General features: G+C 65.3%; 13 protein-coding genes. 10 read left to right on the top strand and 3 right to left on the bottom strand.

Annotation, left to right across the window (positions count from 1 at the left end; genetic code table 11):
* Positions 1-1,272 carry a histidine--tRNA ligase gene (hisS, locus tag J2X62_RS15355; RefSeq protein ID WP_027496956.1) on the top strand — a complete coding sequence of 424 codons (1,272 nt, stop codon included), beginning with the start codon at positions 1-3 and terminating at the stop codon, positions 1,270-1,272.
* The gene (locus tag J2X62_RS15350) at positions 1,262-1,900 is read left to right on the top strand and encodes a hypothetical protein (protein ID WP_027496957.1); all 639 of its coding nucleotides are present in this window, start codon (positions 1,262-1,264) and stop codon (positions 1,898-1,900) included. Before hisS ends, J2X62_RS15350 begins: the two co-directional genes overlap by 11 nt.
* 11 nt (positions 1,901-1,911) lie before the next feature.
* Here the strand turns inward: J2X62_RS15350 and J2X62_RS15345 are convergent, their stop codons facing one another.
* The gene (locus J2X62_RS15345) at positions 1,912-2,382 is read right to left on the bottom strand and encodes a DUF3237 domain-containing protein (RefSeq protein ID WP_032370476.1); all 471 of its coding nucleotides are present in this window, start codon (positions 2,380-2,382) and stop codon (positions 1,912-1,914) included.
* A gap of 128 nt (positions 2,383-2,510) precedes the next feature.
* On the opposite strand from J2X62_RS15345, the gene J2X62_RS15340 reads away from it, so the two are divergent.
* Entirely contained in the window at positions 2,511-3,539 is a 1,029-nt protein-coding gene (locus tag J2X62_RS15340; protein WP_027496959.1) for an Rv2578c family radical SAM protein, read from the top strand.
* A gap of 11 nt (positions 3,540-3,550) precedes the next feature.
* Here the strand turns inward: J2X62_RS15340 and J2X62_RS15335 are convergent, their stop codons facing one another.
* The gene (locus tag J2X62_RS15335; protein WP_310181548.1) at positions 3,551-4,468 is read right to left on the bottom strand and encodes a neutral zinc metallopeptidase; all 918 of its coding nucleotides are present in this window, start codon (positions 4,466-4,468) and stop codon (positions 3,551-3,553) included.
* A 169-nt stretch (positions 4,469-4,637) separates the two neighbouring features.
* Here J2X62_RS15335 and aspS point away from each other — a divergent pair, with 169 nt between their 5' ends.
* Positions 4,638-6,425, top strand: coding sequence for an aspartate--tRNA ligase (gene aspS / locus J2X62_RS15330; protein ID WP_310181806.1), 1,788 nt, complete (start codon positions 4,638-4,640; stop codon positions 6,423-6,425).
* 81 nt (positions 6,426-6,506) lie between these two features.
* On the opposite strand, the gene J2X62_RS15325 is transcribed toward aspS, so the two are convergent.
* Positions 6,507-7,550, bottom strand: coding sequence for a hypothetical protein (locus J2X62_RS15325; protein ID WP_027496962.1), 1,044 nt, complete (start codon positions 7,548-7,550; stop codon positions 6,507-6,509).
* A 230-nt stretch (positions 7,551-7,780) separates the two neighbouring features.
* On the opposite strand from J2X62_RS15325, the gene J2X62_RS15320 reads away from it, so the two are divergent.
* The 6 genes from J2X62_RS15320 to alaS all read left to right on the top strand — a co-directional run bounded on the left by J2X62_RS15320 (position 7,781) and on the right by alaS (position 20,363).
* Positions 7,781-11,170: a transglutaminase family protein gene (locus J2X62_RS15320; RefSeq protein WP_310181546.1), complete on the top strand. Its 3,390-nt coding sequence runs from the start codon at positions 7,781-7,783 to the stop codon at positions 11,168-11,170.
* Between the two features lie 126 nt (positions 11,171-11,296).
* The gene (locus J2X62_RS15315) at positions 11,297-13,981 is read left to right on the top strand and encodes a circularly permuted type 2 ATP-grasp protein (protein WP_310181544.1); all 2,685 of its coding nucleotides are present in this window, start codon (positions 11,297-11,299) and stop codon (positions 13,979-13,981) included.
* Complete coding sequence (locus J2X62_RS15310; protein ID WP_310181542.1) at positions 13,978-14,886, top strand: transglutaminase family protein; 909 nt, start codon at positions 13,978-13,980, stop codon at positions 14,884-14,886. The genes J2X62_RS15315 and J2X62_RS15310 overlap by 4 nt, the downstream gene beginning before the upstream one ends.
* 153 nt (positions 14,887-15,039) lie before the next feature.
* Positions 15,040-16,209: a kinase gene (locus J2X62_RS15305; protein WP_032372489.1), complete on the top strand. Its 1,170-nt coding sequence runs from the start codon at positions 15,040-15,042 to the stop codon at positions 16,207-16,209.
* Between the two features lie 133 nt (positions 16,210-16,342).
* Entirely contained in the window at positions 16,343-17,650 is a 1,308-nt protein-coding gene (locus tag J2X62_RS15300; RefSeq protein WP_240934053.1) for a replication-associated recombination protein A, read from the top strand.
* A gap of 43 nt (positions 17,651-17,693) precedes the next feature.
* Positions 17,694-20,363, top strand: a complete 2,670-nt coding sequence (gene alaS / locus J2X62_RS15295; protein ID WP_032372487.1) for an alanine--tRNA ligase — start codon at positions 17,694-17,696, stop codon at positions 20,361-20,363.
* Positions 20,364-20,365 lie beyond the last annotated feature (2 nt).

Raw genomic sequence — 20,365 nt, 5'->3', positions numbered from 1 at the left:
GTGAGCAAGCCGACCACCTTTTCCGCGCCCAAGGGCATTCCCGATTACTTCCCCCCGAATTCGGCCGAATTCGTCGCTGTCCGGGAGGGCCTCCTCGGTGCCGCCCGCGCCGCCGGGTACGGCCATATCGAACTCCCGATCTTCGAGGACACCGGGTTGTTCGCCCGGGGAGTCGGCGAATCGACCGACGTGGTCAGCAAGGAGATGTACACCTTCTCCGATCGAGGCGACCGATCGGTGACATTGCGTCCCGAGGGCACCGCCGGGGTCATGCGCGCTGTGATCGAGCACGGCTTGGACCGCGGGGCGCTGCCGGTCAAGTTGGCCTACGCCGGACCGTTCTTCCGGTACGAGCGCCCGCAGGCCGGCCGCTACCGACAACTGCAGCAGGTCGGTGTCGAGGCGATCGGCGTCGACGACCCGGCTCTGGACGCCGAGGTCATCGCCGTTGCCGACGCCGGGTTCCGCGCCCTCGGTCTCACCGGGTTCAGGCTCGAGATCACCTCGCTCGGTGACGACACCTGCCGCCCGCAGTATCGAGAGTTGCTGCAGCAGTTCCTCTTTGCGCTTCCGTTGGACGAGGACACGCGTCGACGCGCCGAGATCAACCCGCTGCGGGTTCTCGACGACAAGCGGCCGGAGGTTCGCGAGATGACTGCCGACGCGCCGTTGATGCTCGACCATCTCTCCGATTCTGCGAAGCAACACTTCGACGAGGTGCTGGCCTACCTCGATGTGATGAATGTTCCCTACCTGGTCAACCCACGCATGGTCCGTGGGCTCGACTACTACACGAAGACGACGTTCGAGTTCGTGCACGACGGCCTCGGGGCCCAATCGGGCATCGGCGGCGGCGGCCGCTACGACGGCCTGATGGAACAGTTGGGCGGGCAGGCGCTGTCGGGTATCGGATTCGGGCTCGGTGTCGACCGCACCGTCCTCGCGTTGGCCGCCGAGGGCAAGACCGCGGGCACGACGTCGCGGTGTCAGGTGTTCGGCATCCCGATGGGTGCCGCGGCCAAACTTGCGATCGTCGACATCTCGGCGCAGTTGCGTGAACGCGGAATTGCCGTGGATATGGCGTACGGAAATCGCGGCATGAAGGGAGCGATGAAAGCGGCCGATCGTTCGGGAGCCCGATACGCGCTCGTGCTGGGCGATCAAGAGCTGTCGGCCGAATCCATCGTGATGAAAGACCTTTCGAACGGCGAGCAGGAGACGGTCGCGTTGGCCGACGTGGTCGACGTCCTCGGAGTGCACCTTGGCCGATGACCCTCGGCCCTCGGCGGGTCCGGTAGCCCTCGATCTGGTCTCGGCGGAGTTCCTCGCGCCGCGGTTGCGCAAGATCGTGGTCGGTTCGCTACTGGTCGGAGTCGTGCTGGGCGTCGTTCTGGCGCTCGTCGTCCCCGTGTGGGTGGCAGTCCTCGTCGGAGTGATCGTCGGTGGTCCGGCGGCGCTGTCGGGTTGGCTGGGATTGCGCCGCCGGGTGTGGCTCGACGGGCCACGGCTGTGCGCTCGGGGACTGCGTACCCGACGGCTGAACATGCCGGAGGTGGTGACGGCGGAAATGACCATCCGCACGGCCGGAATCGACCAGATCTCGCTGCGGCTCTACGACGGTCGTACTCGTATCGTTCTGCCGTTGGCGCTCTACACCAGGGGCGGCGGCCGCGAACTGCCGATTCTTGCGTTGCGCACGCTCGCCGATTCGCTGTGGACCACCGAACTCGTTCCCGCGGCGGCTATCGCGTCGGTGCTGGTGGATCAGTTGCGGGCCGAGGCGCGCGACGCCGGGCTCGACGAGCGCCCTCTCTACCGAGCGATCGAACTTGTTCGCAGCAAGGGTCGCACTCCGCATGCGACGTTGACCGACCGGGAGGTCGCGCAGCTGCTCGGATGAGCGGACGGCTCTCAGGTCACGAGGAAGGCGTCGAGCACCACGGCCTCGGCCGATCGTGAGCCGGAGGTGACGACAAGGGCCCGGTTCAGGTACGTGAACTTCGGAACAGCGGTCGACACTCGCAACGTGCCGCGGAAGTAGTAGGTCGCCGGGTCGACCTCTCGGTCGGGATCGTTCAGAGCGTCGATGACCTCGGCCGGTCCGAACTGGACTCCACGATAGTCGAGCGAAAGGTAACCGCCGGTTGCCAATTCGAGGACGAGATCGCTGCTGAACTCGGTGCACCCGTCGGGCCGGGTGACGCTGACGACGGTCGATCGAGCAGCAAGAGTGCCCTCGATGTCGGGGCCGGGTGCGGCCCCGCCGAGGACGGTGGTGACGACTCGGTCGCCTTCGGGCACCGATCCGATCTCGATGGCTGGTCCCAGTGTGAGGCCCAGGCGCAGAATGGGTTCCAGGGTCGGTGTGTTCGGGGCGGTCACGTGCGGTGCACTCCTAGGATCGACTTCGGGCCCTACGCTATCGCTTGTCGGCTGCCGGACCCGACCGGGGGATGCGGGGGAGCGATGCCGACCTTGACACGGCATAGAACAAATGTTCGACTGTGTGCATGCGATGGGCCGGTCAGACTCTCGATGCCGCAGACGAGGGCGCGCTACCGGGGCTGGAACGGTCCGGGCTCGTCCGCAGCGTGCAGACCCCGGAGTTCGAGGGCATCACATTTCACGAGGTGCTGTGCAAGAGTGCCCTGAACGAGGTTCCGGGCGAATCGCAGGTGCCGTTCTCGTGGACCGTCAATCCGATGCGCGGATGCTCGCATGCGTGTCGGTACTGCTTCGCCAGGCCGACACACGAATACCTGGACCTCGATTCCGGCAACGATTTCGACTCGCAGATCGTCGTCAAGACGAACGTTGCGGCAGTCCTCCGTAAAGAGCTCGCACGTCGATCCTGGAAGCGGGAGCCGGTGGCGCTCGGGACCAACACCGATCCCTATCAGCGCGCCGAGGGGCGATATCGGTTGATGCCCGGCATCATTCGCGCGTTGACCGAGTCGGGTACGCCGTTCTCGATCCTGACCAAGGGAACGCTGTTGCGACGGGATCTGCCGCTGCTGACCCTGGCTGCACAGAAGGTCGACGTACACGTGAGCATCAGTCTGGCGATCCACGATGCAGATCTGCAGAAGCAGCTCGAACCCGGAACACCCAGTCCGCGAGCACGATTGGACCTCATCCGCGCCGTGCGGGATGCGGGACTCGACTGCGGTGTGCTGGTGGCGCCGGTCATTCCGTTTCTCACCGACGGAGCCAGACAACTCGACGGGCTGATCGCTGCGCTGGCCGAGGCCGGGGCGACGACCGTCACGGCGCTGCCGATGCATCTTCGATCGAGCACCAAGGACTGGTACATGAGCTGGCTGGTGAAGGAGCACCCGGCGTTGGTACGCAGATACCGCCAGCTCTACGGACACGGGGCGTACGTCACTCCGGAGTACAAGCAGTGGCTGAAGGCGAGAATCGATCCGCTGCTCGACACCTACGGTTTCGCCGCCGACCAGACCCGCGCGTTGCCCGCGAACGAGCCTGCCGAACCCCGCGGGTTGGTTGCCTCGGGGCCGGCACTCACGCTGTTCTGAGTAGTACTGGTTCAGGGATTGTCGAGGTCGCGAGCCGAGAACGTGTCGCAGGCCGCCACTTGTCCGGTCTCGTAACCGGTGGAGAACCACGCCTGGCGTTGGGCGGAGGAGCCGTGCGTCCAGCCTTCGGGGTTGACCCGGCCGGTGGACGCCTGCTGAATCCGGTCGTCGCCCACCGAGGATGCGGCCGACAGTGCGTCGTCGATCTGGGCGGAGGTCAGCGGTTCCAGAAATGGGACGCCGCTCTTCGGGTCGACGGTCTCGGCCGCGTAGTGCGCCCAGATTCCGGCGTAGCAATCGGCTTGCAATTCCACCCGCACGCCACCGGACTCGGCACCCTGAGGGTCTTGCTGTGCGCGCCCGATGTCGCCCAGCTGGTTCTGGATGTGGTGGCCGATCTCGTGCGCGACGACGTACTCCTGTGCCAGTGGCCCACCGCTGGAGCCGAATTGATCGACGAGGACCTGAAAGAAGCTCGTATCGAAATACGCCGTGGAATCGGCCGGGCAGTAGAACGGCCCGACGGCACTGGTGGCGTTACCGCAGCCGGTGTTCGTTGCTCCCGAGAACAGATTCACGCCGGGCTGAACGTAGGCGACGCCGGTCTGGGCTTGGAGCTGAGATTCCCAGACGGTGTCCAGACTTCCTACGGTGAAGTCGATACGGCAATCGACGTTGCTGTTCGCGTCTGCGACGTCACAGTCGAGAGTTCCCGACGTCCCGGAGCCGTTCTGACCCGCAGAGCTGTCGCCACCGCTGATCTGGTTCAGGATTGCTCCCGGGTCGCCGCCGAAAAGCAGCGCGAGGACGATGATGACCAGTCCACCGGCACCACCGCCGATCGCCAACTTGCCGCGTCCGCCGCCTCCGCCGCCACCGCCGACGGAGACTCGGCCCGGTGTCGTTTGCGAGCCTTCTCTGAACGTCATGTTGGAGTTCCCCTCCGCCGAGCCCGCATATGCGGTGCGAACCGATGCCGCCACTGTCGGCCTTAGCTTCGCATGCCGGGACGGCATCTCGTTTCCTTCTATGGTGATGGGCTCCGTAGGATCGGTGAGCGAAGAACACGATCAGCGGATTTTTCTCGAAAGGACACCCGTGCTGCGCACCCATCTCGCCGGCTCATTACGCCCCGAGCACGTCGACCGAACTGTGACGTTGACGGGATGGGTGGCCCGTCGACGCGACCACGGTGGCGTCATCTTCATCGATCTGCGTGACGCCTCCGGTGTGTCTCAGGTCGTCTTCCGCGAGGGAGCAGCACTCGAGCAGGCCCACCGACTGCGCGCCGAGTACGTGGTGAAGGTGACCGGCAAGGTCGAGGGTCGTCCGGAGGGCAACGCGAACTACGAGATCCCCACCGGCGCCATCGAGGTCGAGGCATCCGAGATCGAGGTGTTGTCCGAGGCCGCACCGTTGCCGTTCCAGCTCGACGATCAGCCCGGTGAGGAAGCACGCCTCAAATACCGCTACCTCGACTTGCGCCGTGAGGGCCCCGGCCATGCCATTCGACTGCGTTCGCACGTCAACGCCGCCGCCCGATCGGTTCTGGCGCACCACGAGTTCGTCGAGGTCGAGACCCCGACGCTGACGCGGTCCACCCCCGAAGGCGCACGGGATTTCCTCGTTCCCGCTCGTCTGCAGCCGGGTAGCTTCTACGCACTGCCGCAGAGCCCACAGCTGTTCAAGCAGCTGCTGATGGTCGGCGGTATCGAGCGGTACTACCAGATCGCTCGCTGCTATCGAGACGAAGACTTCCGTGCCGATCGTCAGCCCGAGTTCACCCAGCTCGACGTCGAGATGAGCTTCGTCACCCAGGACGACGTCATCCTGTTGGCCGAGGAAATTCTGGCGTCTCTGTGGAAGCTCGTCGGGCACCACTTCACGGCACCCATCCCGCGGATCACCTATGCCGAGGCCATGCGCCGGTACGGCTCCGACAAGCCCGATCTTCGATTCGACATCGAACTGGTCGAGTGCACGGACTTCTTCTCCGACACCACGTTCCGCGTCTTTCAGGCTCCGTACGTCGGTGCGGTCGTCATGCCCGGCGGTGCGTCGCAGCCGCGCAAGCAACTCGACCGTTGGCAGGAATTCGCCAAGCAGCGTGGCCACAAGGGCCTGGCCTACGTCCTGGTCGGTGAGGACGGCACCCTCGGCGGCCCGGTCGCGAAGAACCTGACCGACGCCGAACGGGACGGCCTCGCTGCGCACGTCGGCGCGAAGAACGGCGACACGATCTTCTTCTCCGCCGGTCCGGTCAAGGCCTCCCGCGGACTGCTCGGCGCCGTGCGCGGCGAGATCGCACGCAAGCTCGACCTGATCGACCCCAAGGCGTGGGCGTTCGTGTGGGTCGTCGACGCGCCGCTGTTCGAGCCCACGTCCGACGCCACCGCCAGTGGCGACGTCGCCGTCGGGTCCGGGGCGTGGACGGCCGTGCACCATGCGTTCACGTCGCCGAAGCCGGAGTCGATGGACACATTCGACACCGATCCGGGATCTGCTCTGGCCTACGCCTACGACATCGTCTGCAACGGAAACGAGATCGGCGGCGGCAGTATTCGTATCCACCGCAAGGACATTCAGGAACGAGTGTTCGCGATCATGGGGATCGGCAAGGAAGAGGCCCAGGAGAAGTTCGGCTTCCTTCTCGATGCCTTCAGCTACGGCGCGCCGCCGCACGGCGGAATCGCGTTCGGTTGGGATCGCATCACCGCGCTGCTTGCCGGAGTCGATTCCATCCGTGAGGTCATCGCATTCCCCAAGTCCGGTGGCGGCATCGACCCGTTGACCGACGCGCCCGCACCGATCACCGCGCAGCAGCGCAAGGAATCGGGCGTCGACTTCACGCCGGAGAAGAAGGAAGAAGCGCCGACAGAGGCCTAGCCTCCACCCGAGGTCCGCAAGAACGAATGTCCCCGTAACGCAGTGCGTTACGGGGACATTCGCGTCTGTCGTGGTGCGAGATCAGCGCGCGGGAGTCAGGGGCCCGCCGGTGAGTACGCGGTAGGCGTAGTTGGTGGCGATCACCGAGACCGGAAGGGTGACGAGCAGACCGAGGCCGCACAGCACAATGCCGATGAAGTTGATGGCGGCGAGGGCCAGCAACAGCAGCAGGACCGGGCCGAAGTTCTTGACCGTCAGGTCGATGGACGACTTGATCGACTCGATCGCCGACTGGTTTCGATCGATCAGGAAAGTCAGTGCGAAGTTCGCGAGGAAACCGATCACGACCAGCAGGACGGTGCCCAGGAAAGGAACGAAGCTCAGCACGACGCTGGCCACCGTCCAGATCACAGCCAGTACCGCAATCTGCGGAACGTTCGTGAGTTGGAAGAACCTGCCGAACGTCGGCTTCTGTGGCCCACCCGTTTCGTCCAACGCTCCCCGTACGTATGCCGCATTCACGAAGTAGGACACGAATGTCGCGATCGTGGTCACCACCAGGAATGCGCCCGACGTCGCCGCGACGGCAGTACTTTCACCTCGGTCGGCAGCAGCGACCGCGGCCGTCAGGGTCGATGCGAACGTGACGATGAACACGGCGACGCTGACCGCCCACACGATGGCCGTGATACCGAGCCACGGTCCGGTGTTGGCCTTGAACTTGTCGAAGCCGTAGCTCAGTGCAGCACCGACGTCGAGTCGACCGGGGTTGGGTCCGAGAGGTGTCTGTCCGTAGTTCTGATTTCCGTAGTTCCCGTAGTTTCCCGGCGGCGGTGGGTAGTTTCCGGGAGGGGGTGGGTAGCCGCCCGGAGGCGGATAGCCGCCCTGAGGTGGGTAGTTTCCGGGCGGCGGTGGGTAGTTTCCGGGAGGGGGAGGATAGCCGCCCTGAGGCGGGTAGTTGCCTTGGGGCGGGTAGTTGCCGGGCGGTGGCGGGTAGCTGCCCTGATGCGGGTAGTTGCCGGGTGGTGGGTACCCGTTTCCCGGTGTCTGCGGCGTGTTCGGGTCCGGCTGGTCCGGGTTGGGTCCGCGACCGTATTGCGGTCCGTCGGGCGGGTTTTCACTCACGGTTCACCCTTCATGTCTGGCGTGGTACGTCGACGATTCGTCCGCATTTTCGAAGCTGAGCGAACCGTAGACCGATGAGGCGTGTCAAGGCGTTCGACACGTGGACGGTCGTGCGGGCCCGAATACCGTCGGGCATCGTCGATGGTTCGAATTCTTGCCGAGCGCACCGGGCCGGGGCCCACTAGGGTTGTTGTTTCTACCCATACCGGGACTATCACGAGGGGCTCGCCGTGGGCATCAAGGTTGCACTCGAACATCGCACCAGTTACCGATTCGACCGCACGGTCAAGATCTTTCCGCACGAGATCAGGCTGCGACCGGCACCGCATTCGCGCACTCCCATCGAGGCGTATTCGCTGAAGATCGAGCCGGCCGAGCATTTCGTCAACTGGCAGCAGGACGTCTTCGGCAACTTTCTCGCCCGCGTGGTGTTCCCCGAGCGAACCGACCATCTGTCCATCACGGTCGGACTCGTTGCGGACATGGCGTCGATCAATCCGTTGGATTTTTTCGTCGAGGAATGGGCGGAGCACTTCGGCTTCGCATACGAGGAACACGATCTGCCCGATCTCGAGCCCTATCTTCGCCCGGTGGACGAGGACAAGGCCGGTTCCGGGCCCGGACCGGTCGTGTCCGCGTGGGTGGAAAAGCTGCAGGCCGCCGTCGTCGAGCGGGGAGAATCGTTGCGCACCATCGACTTTCTCGTCATGGCCAATCAGGCCGTGATGGCGGACGTCGGCTACTCCGTGCGGATGGAGCCCGGAGTGCAGACCCCGGACCTGACGTTGACGTCCGCCGTGGGATCGTGCCGCGACTCCGCGTGGTTGCTGGTGTCGGTCCTTCGTCAGATGGGCCTGGCCGCGCGTTTCGTCTCGGGTTACCTCGTCCAATTGTCCTCGGACGTGAAATCGCTGGACGGTCCGTCCGGGCCGGTCGAGGACTTCACCGACCTGCACGCCTGGACCGAGGTGTATCTCCCCGGTGCCGGTTGGGTCGGAATGGACCCCACCTCGGGCCTGTTCGCCGGCGAGGGGCACATTCCACTGTCGGCCACGCCGCATCCGTCGACCGCGGCCGCAATTTCCGGCGCGACGAGCAAATGCACAGCCGAACTGGACTTCTCGAACACTGTGGTGCGTGTTCACGAGGATCCGCGTACAACGTTGCCATACACGGCCGAGCAGTGGGACGCGATCGAGGCCACGGCTGAGAAGATCGACCGGCGCATGCTCGACCAGGACATTCGATTGACCGTCGGTGGTGAGCCGACGTTCGTCGCCATCGAGAACCAGGAAGCGCCCGAGTGGAACACCACCGCAGACGGTCCGCACAAGCGCAAGCTGGCCAGCGTTCTCGCAGAACGACTTCGAACCATCTACGCGCCCGACGGCATGGTCCAGCGCAGCCAGGGCAAATGGTATCCCGGTGAGCCTCTCCCACGATGGCAGGTGGGTTTGTTCTGGCGCACCGACGGCCAGGCACTGTGGCACGACTCGGACCTCATAGCCGATCCGTGGTCGGCGGACGATCTGCGTCCTGATCCAGTCGACAATTCCGTATCGCAGAAGCTGATCGACCGACTGGTCGACGGATTGGGTCTGCCCGCCTCGCAAGCGCGTCCGGCCTACGAGGACCCGCTCGTGAAGCTGTTGGATCTGGTGCGTCAGCCGTACGGGGATCCGCCGGCCGACGCCGACGATCTCGAACCGGGGACAGATTCCGCAGCTGCGAGAAGGCTTCTCCTCGAACGGCTCGACGCCAGTACCGACGAACCGGCGGCATTCGTGCTGCCGATCTCGCGGACCGAGGACGGCACTGGCTGGCAGAGCGCAGACTGGAAGCTGCGACGTGGGCGAATCGTGTTGTTGGAGGGGGATTCTCCCGCCGGGCTCCGTCTGCCGCTACGAGCGATCTCGTGGGACGGGGGTCCGGTCGAGAACCCGGCCGATCCCACCGCACCGAAACCCGATCTGCCGACCCCGCAGCTGACGCAGCAACCACCCCGGGCCGTCGACCCGGCCGAGTCGCGCTACGCGCAGGCGGTGCGGGAGACGTCCGGAGTGGGTGGAACTGCGGTGACCGCACTGGTCGCCGAGGTACGCGACGGCGTACTGCACGTGTTCATGCCGCCGATGGATCGATTGGACGACTTCGTCGATCTGGTCTCTCGGGTGGAGCGCGCCGCATCCGCGATCGAGACACCGGTCGTCCTCGAGGGTTACGGCCCGCCTTCGGATCCCCGTATCCAAACCCTCACGGTCACTCCGGATCCCGGGGTCATCGAGGTGAACGTTCAGCCGACGTCGTCGTGGGCGGAGCAGAACGAGCTGATGGAGCGCTTGTATCTCGAGGCGCGTAAATCACGGTTGAGTACCGAGGGTTTCGACAACGACGGCACCACCCGCGGCACCGGCGGTGGCAACCACATCACTCTGGGTGGCGTCACACCGTCCGATTCGCCGGTGCTGCGCCGACCGGACCTGCTGGTGTCTCTGTTGACACACTGGCAACGTCACCCGTCGCTGTCGTACCTGTTCTCGGGTCGATTCATCGGTACCACCTCGCAGGCCCCCCGAGCCGACGAAGGTCGTGAGGAGTCGCTCTACGAGCTCGAGGTTGCGTTCAGCGAGATCAAGCGTCTGACCGGTGCCGACCGTTCGGCATCGCCGTGGGTCGTCGATCGGGCGCTGCGGCACCTGCTCACCGACATCACCGGGAACACGCACCGTGCCGAGTTCTGCGTCGACAAGCTGTACAGCCCCGACTCCACCCGCGGCAGGCTCGGTCTGCTCGAACTTCGCGGATTCGAGATGCCGCCGCATCATCAGATGGCGATGGTGCAGTCCTTGCTCGTGCGCTCGATGGTCTCGCGATTCTGGGATACCCCGCTCGAAGCACCACTGATTCGGCACGGTGCCAACCTGCACGGTCGATACATGTTGCCGCACTTCGTGATCGGTGATATCGGCCGGGTCGCCGAGGACCTCCGCGAGCACGGCATCGAATTCGATACCAGCTGGCTGGACCCGTTCACCGAGTTTCGTTTTCCGCGCATCGGTACCACCGTCGTCGGCGATGCCGAGATCGAACTGCGCGGTGCGATCGAGCCGTGGAACACGCTCGGGGAGGAGTCGACGTCGTCGGGCACGGCGCGTTACGTGGATTCCTCGGTCGAGCGCATCCAGGTTCGCGTTGCCGGTGCCGATGTGGGCCGCTACCTGTTGACGTGCAACGGGGTGCCGGTACCGATGTTGCGTACCGAGCAACAGGATGTTCAGGTCGCCGGAGTGCGCTATCGCGCCTGGCAACCGCCGAGCGCGCTGCATCCCACGATCGAGGTACAAAGTCCCTTGCGATTCGATCTGGTGGAGATGCAGACCGGGCGCGCAGTCGGTGGGTGTTCGTATCACGTGGTGCACCCCGGCGGTCGGTCCTATGACGGTCCACCGGTCAATTCGGTCGAGGCGGAAGCGCGACGCAACGGCCGGTTCGAGGAGGGCGGGTTCACGTCCGGCAAGGTGGACATAGCAAGATTGCTCGAGATGCACGCTCGCCAAGCGATCGACGTGACTGCGCCCGGCATGCTGGACCTGCGCCGGACCGGGGTTCACACGTCCTGAGGCGGGCAGAAAAGAACGAGTCGACCGGTAGCGATTGCGGTCCGACGCGGAACGGGTGGATTCGGCAACGACCACGCGTCATCCGGCGACGGGGTGTGATCGACCGACGGAAGGAACAACGGCTCGATGGTGCCCGTGGATACCGCTCACAGTGAGGCGGGCCGCAACGAGACGGCGGCCGGTGCGCCCGACCCCGCGTCTCCCGACCTGGTGTCACCGTGGCTCGAATACCACGGTCGACGTGAGGCCGTGACGGGTCGCAGAGATCTGTTCGACGAGATGCTCGGTGCCGACGACACGGTGCGTCCGCACTGGGCGGAGCTGGTCGACGGTATGCGCGACGCCGGCCCGGGTGCGATGCAGACGTTGCAGTCTCGGGTCAGCCGGCTGGTCGACGACCACGGAATCACCTACAACCCGATTCCGACGGGCGGCAACGAGCCCGGGCCCAGTTCCGTGCGGTGGGGACTGGACAGCGTCCCGTACGTCGTTGCAGCGGACGAATGGGATCGGCTCGAAGCGGGGCTGGTCCAGCGTTCGCAGCTGCTCGACGCCATCCTGACCGACATCTACGGAGCGCAGGAGACAGTCCGGCGCGGTCTGATTCCGCCCGAGCTGATCTTCGGCAACCCCGGCTATCTTCGGCCTGCTCATGCCATCACCGTTCCGGGTCCGCATCAGTTGTTCATGCACGCAGCCGACATCGCGCGCGGGTCCGACGGCCGGTTCTCGGTCGTTGCGGATCGCACTCAGGCACCGTCCGGGGTGGGGTATGCGCTGGCCGATCGGCGAGTGATGTCGCGGGCGATGCCGGAGCTGTTCCAGGCGAGCAATCCGAGGCCGCTGTCGACGTTCGCTCGGGCGATGCGCTTGGCGCTGCGTGACGCTGCACCCGCGTCCGCCGAGGATCCTGTCGTGGTGGTGTTGACGCCGGGGTCGCATTCCGAGACGGCGTTCGATCAGGCTTATCTGGCAACGGTTCTGGGCTTCCCGCTCGTCGAGAACGCCGATCTGGTGGTGCGGGACGGCTGTTTGTGGATGCGTTCGCTCGGCACACTGCGACGGGTGGACGTGGTGTTACGACGCGTCGACGCCGAGTTCGTCGACCCGCTCGATCTGCGTCCGGATTCGCATCTGGGTGTGGTCGGTCTGGTCGAGGTCCTGCGGCGCGGTGCGGTGAGCGTGGTCAACACTCTCGGTAGCGGAGTCCTCGAGAATCCCGCACTGACACCGTTGCTGCCGGCTCTGAGCCGGGCTCTGCTGGATGAGGATCTGACTCTCGATTCGGTCCCCACCTATTGGGGCGGTGATCCGATCGCACTCTCGCACATGCGAACTCGCTTCCGATCGCTGGTATTGAGATCCACCGTGTCCCGACGCGCGGTCGTGGGTCACGATCTCACCGAGCAGGCGGCCCGGGCGCTGTGGGACGAGGTCGAGGCAGCTCCGTGGAAATGGACCGGTCAGGAAGTGCCGGAGTTCTCGCTGGCTCCGGTGGGTTCGTCGTGGGGCAGCGGGTCGGGGGAGCAGTTGGCGGTTGCTCCGGCCCAGGTCGGAATGCGCTTGTTCACCGTCGCGCAGCGGGTCGGCTACACCCCGATGCGAGGCGGTCTGGGTCAGGTCATGATCACGGCGCCGGTCACCGAACCACTGATCACCGTCGCCTCCAAGGACGTGTGGGTCAAGTCGGTGGAGAGGGTCACTCCGGCCGATTCTGCTCCGCACACCCCACCTGCCACGGTGGAGGAGTTGCCGCAGTACGCCGCGTCCAACGTCGAGGTGGTCAGTTCCCCGCGTGTGCTGGGCGATCTCTTCTGGTTCGGTCGGTACAGCGAACGCGCGGAGGACATGACACGTCTGCTCATCGCCGCCCGGGAGCGGGATCAGGACTATCGCTCGATGCCGTGGCTCGACGGCAGCGACAGCCTGCCGCTTCTGCTGGAAGCGGTCACGAAGGTATCGCGCACGGGACCGGGATTCCTGGACGAGACGATCCGCGCCGATGCGATGGCCGAAATGCGCTCGCTGATGCTCTCGGTGGAGCGCCTCGGTTCACTGGCGCAGTCGGTCGACCGGATGCAACAGGCAGCTCGTGCGGTGCGCGATCAACTCTCGAACGACACCTGGGCAGTGCTCGCTCGCATCGACACCGCGCTCGATGAGTTGGGCGAGTCGGCCGTCAACAACGGTGCCCAGCTGGCTGCATCGCAATCGAGCGTGCTGCGCGGTCTGCTCGCGCTGTCCGGACTGGCGTCGGAGTCGATGGTTCGCGACGCCGGTTGGTACCTGATGGACGCGGGCAAGCGAATAGAGCGGGGATTGCAACTGACAGCATTGCTGTCAGCGACTCTGAGTCACGCCCTGACGCCGTCCACCGAACAGGCGGTCATCGATTCGGTGCTGTCTGCGGCAGAGTCCTCGGTGATCTATCGCCGACGCAACAGTGGTCGTGCACGGCCCGCTGCAGTTGCGCAGCTGCTGCTGTTCGACGCCGGCAACCCTCGCGCACTCGTGTACCAACTCGACCGATTACGTGACGATCTCGGGGCACTACCGGATGCGTCCGGTAGCTCGCGGCCCGAACAACTCGTCGAGCAGATGCGGGTTCGGTTGCGTCGCGTCGACCCGGGTGATCTGGAGTCGGTCGACGCCACCGGGCGGCGGGTGGAACTGATCGAGCTCGTGGACGGTATTCACGATTCGCTCGAAGAACTGTCCCGAGTTGTTCTCGCGACGCACATGTCGCTGCCGGGCGGTACCCAGCCGCTGTGGGGCAGCGTCGGTGCGCGGATCGGAAGCGGGGCACGATGACGAGTCGTCGGTACCGAATCAAGCACATCACCACGTACACCTACTCCGATCGCGTCACGTCGTCCTACGGGCGAGGATTTCTCGCGCCGCGGGACATGGACGGGCAGCACTGCGTCGAGAAGTCGGTCACGGTGGAGCCGCCACCCACCGATCAATCGTTCGGCGTCGATGTCTACGGCAACGAAGACGTGTACTTCCACGTGACCAACGATCACGAGAAGCTGGTCGTCACGGCGGATTCGCTCGTCGAGGTGTACCCGCGGCCGGTGGACGAGACCACGTCGTGGCCTGCGACTGCCCCGTGGGAATCGGCCCGGATGGCCATGTTCGACCCCACCAGGACCGATGCAGCGGACTCGGCACGTTCACCGGCGGTGGAGTTCGCCCTCGATCTGCCGACGCCGGAGATCACGGACGAGGTGCGAGCGTACGCCGCGCCCAGTTTCACGCCGGGGCGTCCGCTCGCGGACGTCATCGTCGATCTGACGCACCGGATCTTCACCGACTTTCGGTATCTGTCCGGGTCCACGACGGTATCGACCACCGTGGTCGACGTCCTCGCCGCACGCTCGGGGGTCTGTCAGGACTTCGCTCGGTTGGCCATCGCCTGTCTGCGGTCGCAGGGGTTGGCGGCACGGTACGTGTCGGGCTATCTCGCCACGGAACCGCCACCGGGCAAGGAACGCATGATCGGTGTCGATGCGACCCATGCGTGGGCCGCGGTGTGGATGCCCGACGACCGCTGGCTGGCCTTCGATCCGACCAATGATCAGCTGGTCGACGAGCGGTACGCGACGGTCGCCTGGGGCCGCGACTATGCCGACGTTCCGCCGTTGCGCGGGGTCATCTACACCGAGGCCGAGAAGAGCACGATCGCGGTGTCGGTCGACGTTGCACCGATGTAGTTCGCGCTGCATACTTTGGTGGCTTCGGGGTAACCGGCCAGCTGGTCGGGTCTACGAATGGGATCTCGAAAGCCGCAAAACGGACAATCGTGTCTCTTTCGTAGCCGGCGACACGGCACAGTACGACGTAGCGAACAGGTAGCTTGGACAACGATGACCGCAACACTTGCAGACCCTGTATCCGAGGTAGTGGCAGCAGCCCAGCGACTACTGACCAAGCGCACCGGGGCACCGGTGACGCTGATCGATCCCGTCGACCTCGGGGGTAGTGGCCAAGCCATCGTGTTGCGAGTGAAGGTGTCCGAGAATCCTTTTCAGCTTCCGCGAACCCTTGTCGTCAAGCAGGTGCGCGATCTTCCCGGAGAATCGGAGCTGCATTCCGAGCTCACCGATGTCGCCGGGTCGAGTGCATTTCTACGCGAGGCCGCCTCGTACCAGTTCGCGAATGCGCTGGCCACCGACAGCAGGCCGGGGCCGGAGCTGCACGCCTACGATCTCGATGCTCGGCTGTTGATTCTGAGCGACCTCGGTGACGCCAGTGCGATCCCCACGCTGCTGCGCAGTTCCGATGCATCGATGGTCACCAACTCGTTGATGGCCATGGCTCAGGCGCTCGGGCGCATGCATGCGGCAACCGTGGGCCGTGAGGACGATTTCGCAGCATTGCTTCGGCGGGTCGGCCAGCCCGACTCGGCAGACGGAATTTCCGCGCAGATACCCGACGCCCTCGCCGCAGTACCCGGCATGTTGACCGGATTGCTCGGAGTAGGGGCACCACCGGACGTCCTTCTCGAACGGGTCTCGCGCAGCGGACGGCTGTTCGCACACGGAGCGTTCCGTGCCTTCAGCCCGTCGGATCTGTGTCCCGACAACATCATCGTCAACGACGAGGGCGTTCGATTCCTCGACTACGAGTGGGGCGGTTTTCGAGACGCCACTCTCGACATCACGTACGCGTTGGCATCGTTCCCGGGGTGTCTGTGCAGTTTCGAGCTCTCGCACGATCGCGAGCAGGCCATGATCGACGCGTGGCGTTCGGAGGTCGTCGGCATCTGGCCTGCACTGGCGGACGACCACGTGCTGGCTACCAAGCTGCTCGACGCGAGGTTGATCTGGGTGTGGCTGACCACGTACTGGTTCCTACCCGACGATCACACTCGAATTGCCGCGGCGCGCGCACATCAGCTGTCGGTACCGCGGTCGCAGGCGCTGATTTCGCGTTGGTCGGTGCTCCAGGACAGCGCAGTGCGTTCGGGAGAGCCCGATATCGCCGACTACGCCGAGTCGGTCGTGTCCGCTCTGCGCGCGAAGCGGGACCGCTGAGCGCGAACGCGTTCGCCTTTCGTACCGTCGAATCGGTAGCGTTCGACCAGTGAGCGGCGGTTTCGGAAGTGACATCTCGGACGACGAGTCGGACGGCGACGGATTGTTCGATCCGCCCGCGGCACCGGATCCGATGATCGACCAGCCGCGTCCGACTTCCACGTACACGCGCCCCGACGCACCGCTCGCTGTGCGCATGCGACCGACGACGCTCGACGAGGTCGTCGGACAGTCTCATCTGCTGGCACCCGGCGCACCGTTGCGTCGTCTCGTCGAGGGATCCGGAGCGTCCTCGGTGATGCTGTACGGCCCGCCCGGAACAGGAAAAACCACGCTGGCGTCGTTGATCTCGGGGGCGACCGGTCGCAAGTTCGAGGCGTTGTCCGCCCTCTCGGCCGGGGTCAAGGAAGTGCGCAACGTCATCGAACTCGCGCGCCGCCGGCTGTTGTCCGGTGAGCAGACCGTGTTGTTCATCGACGAGGTTCACCGTTTCTCCAAGACGCAGCAGGACGCACTGCTCGCCGCCGTCGAGAACCGAATCGTGTTGCTCGTGGCCGCCACGACGGAGAATCCGTCCTTCTCGGTGGTGTCACCACTGCTGTCGAGATCGCTGGTGCTGCAATTGCAGCCGCTCGGCTCCGAGGACATCGAACTGTTGCTGACCCGTGCGGCAAACGATCCCCGAGGCCTGGACGGTGCGGTGACCATCGCCGAGGACGCAATGGATCACCTGGTGCGGCTCGCGGCCGGTGACGCCCGCCGAGCGTTGACGGCCCTCGAGGCGGCAGCGGGTGCCGCAACCGACGGAACGCTGGACCTCGCGACGGTCGAGGCCAGTGTCGACAAGGCCGCGGTGCGCTACGACCGTGACGGCGACCAGCACTACGACGTCATCAGCGCGTTCATCAAGTCGATCAGGGGATCCGACGTCGATGCCGCACTTCATTACCTCGCACGCATGATCACCGCGGGGGAGGACGCCCGTTTCATCGCGCGGCGGCTCGTCGTCCATGCGAGCGAGGACATCGGGATGGCCGATCCCACCGCACTGCAGACGGCCACCGCCGCGGCGAGTGCCGTGCAGATGATCGGGATGCCGGAGGCGCGACTGGCGCTGGCGCAGGCAACCATTCACCTGGCGACAGCGCCCAAGTCCGGTGCCGTGATCGGCGCACTCGGAGCGGCCATGGCCGACGTCGCCGCAGGCAAGTCCGGATCGGTGCCGCCGCATCTACGCGACGGCCACTACAAGGGTGCCCAGGGGTTGGGTAACGCCGTCGGATACAAATACCCGCACAGCAGTCCGGGTGGCGTGCTGGGGCAGCAGTATCCGCCCGACGAACTGGTCGGCGTGAACTACTACGAACCCACCGAACACGGTGCCGAGCGCGAAATCGCGACCAGGGTGGGGAAACTGCGGCGCATCATCCGAGGCCGATAGGCCCTCGAATCGGCACAGGGTCTGACGACGCTAACCTGTATCAGTGCAGACCCATGAGATCCGCAGGCGTTTCCTCGACCATTTCGTGAAGGCGGGACACACCGAAGTACCCAGTGCGTCGTTGATCCTCGACGATCCCAACCTGCTGTTCGTCAACGCCGGTATGGTTCCCTTCGTGCCGTTCTTCCTCGGGCAGCAGACACCGCCGTACAAGACGGCGACGAGCGTCCAGAAGTGCGTGCGCACCCTCGACATCGAGAACGTCGGTATCACCACTCGGCACAACACGTTCTTCCAGATGGCCGGAAACTTCTCGTTCGGCGATTACTTCAAGCGCGACGCGATCAAGCATGCCTGGACCCTGCTGACCGACAGCGTCGAAGACGGCGGGTACGGGTTCGATCCCGAGCGGATCTGGGCCACGGCCTACCTCGACGACGACGAGGCGATCGAGCTGTGGAAGGAGATCGCCGGTCTGCCCGACGAACGCATCCAGCGTCGTGGAATGGCCGACAACTACTGGTCCATGGGAATCCCCGGACCCTGTGGGCCCTGCTCGGAGATCTACTACGACCGAGGCCCCGAGTTCGGTGCCGAAGGCGGCCCCGAAGCCGACGAGGACCGGTACATCGAAATCTGGAACCTCGTCTTCATGCAGAACGAACGCGGCCAAGGCATCAGCAAGGACGATTTCGAGATCCTCGGCCCACTGCCGAAGAAGAATATCGACACCGGCATGGGCGTCGAGCGCGTGGCATTCCTGCTCCAAGGCGTCGACAACGTGTACGAGACCGATCTCGTGCGGCCGGTCATCGCCAAGGCCGAGGAGCTGTCGGGTCGGACCTACGGCAGTAACCACGACGACGACGTCCGTTTCCGCGTCATCGCCGACCACGCGCGCACCGCTGCATTGCTGATCTCCGATGGAGTCAATCCCGGCAACGACGGCCGCGGCTACGTGCTTCGGCGCCTGCTGCGTCGCATCGTCCGATCCGCGCGTCTCCTCGGCGCACCCGACGAGACGATGGCGCAGTTCATTACCGTCGTCCGCGACACCATGGCCGAGTCGTACCCCAACCTGGTCACGGACTTCGATCGCATCCTCACCGTCGCAGTGGGGGAGGAGACCGCCTTCCTCAAGACCCTGACGTCGGGGTCGCGGCTGTTCGAGGGTGCCGCGGAGGCCGTCAAGGCGTCGGGCGCGAAGAAGATCGGCGGTGCCGAAGCCTTCGCGCTGCACGACACCTACGGGTTCCCGATCGACCTGACGCTCGAAATGGCCGCCGAGGCCGGACTGTCCGTGGACGAGGACGGATTCCGCTCGTTGATGGCCGAGCAACGCACTCGCGCCAAAGAGGACGCCCGCGCGCGCAAGCATGCACACGCCGACCTCACCGTCTACAAGGATTTCGTCGACGGTTCGCCGACCGAGTTCACCGGGTTCGACGAACTCGGTTCCGAGGCAACGGTTCTCGCGTTGATCTCCAACGGCGTTCGGGTTCCGACCGCGGTCGCCGGCGAGAGCGTGGAGATCATCCTCGACCGAAGCCCGCTGTACGCGGAATCCGGTGGTCAGATCGCCGACATCGGCACCATCACCGCACCCGGCCTGACCGTCAAGGTCAACGATGTGCAGAAGATCGCCAAGAAGGTATGGACCCACAAGTCCGTGGTCGACGCCGGCCAGATCACCGAGGGCGACACGGTGCACGTCGACGTCGACCACGCCTGGCGCAAGGGCGCCACCCAAGGGCACTCGGGCACGCACATGGTCCACGCTGCACTGCGCCAGGTGCTCGGACCCAATGCGACGCAGGCAGGCTCGCTGAACAAGCCGGGGTACCTGCGATTCGACTTCTCCTGGCAGGGCTCGTTGTCCGAGGCGCAGCGCGACGACATCGAGAATGTCGCCAACGATGCGGTCGGCTCGGACTACGAGGTCAACACCCTCGTCACCGACCTCGACAGCGCCAAGAAGATGGGGGCCATGGCGCTGTTCGGCGAGAACTACGGCGACGAGGTCCGCGTGGTCGAGATCGGCGGGCCGTTCTCGATGGAACTGTGCGGTGGCACTCACGTCCAACACTCGTCGCAGATCGGTCCGGTCACCATCCTCGGCGAATCCTCGGTCGGCTCGGGAGTACGCCGCGTCGAAGCCTTCGTCGGCCTCGACTCGTACCGCTACCTGGCGAAGGAACGCGCGCTGTTGGCCGGCGTCGCGTCGTCGTTGAAGGTCCCGTCCGAGGAGGTGCCGGCGCGCATCGAGAACCTGGTGGAGCGTCTTCGGGTCGCCGAGAAGGAACTGGAGTCGGTCAAGGCCGCGGCCGTACTGGCCTCGGCGGGAGAGTACGTCGGTAAGGCCGAACGGTTCGGTGACGTGCGAGCAGTCGTCGCGCAGGCACCCGACGGCGTCGGCGGGAACGACCTGCGCACGCTGGCCACCGACATCCGCGGCCGACTCGGGACGGATCCGGCCGTGGTCGTGCTGTTCGGCACGGTCGGTGGCAAGGTCCCGTTCGTGGTCTCGGTGAACAAGGCCGCCCAGGAGACCGGAATCGCGGCCGGCGAGCTGGTCGCGTCGTTCGGCCCGAGCATCGGTGGCCGAGGTGGTGGCAAGCCCGAACTCGCCCAGGGATCGGGCTCGGATGTCGCGGGCATCGCCGCAGGGATCGACGCCGCTCGGGCGCGATTGACCGAACTCACCACCCACTGACG

It is taken from the genome of Rhodococcus sp. 3258, assembly GCF_031456475.1.
GTDB lineage: Bacteria > Actinomycetota > Actinomycetes > Mycobacteriales > Mycobacteriaceae > Rhodococcoides > Rhodococcoides fascians.
Note: the sequence above shows the minus strand (reverse complement) of the source record. Positions and strands in the feature narration are given on the sequence as shown.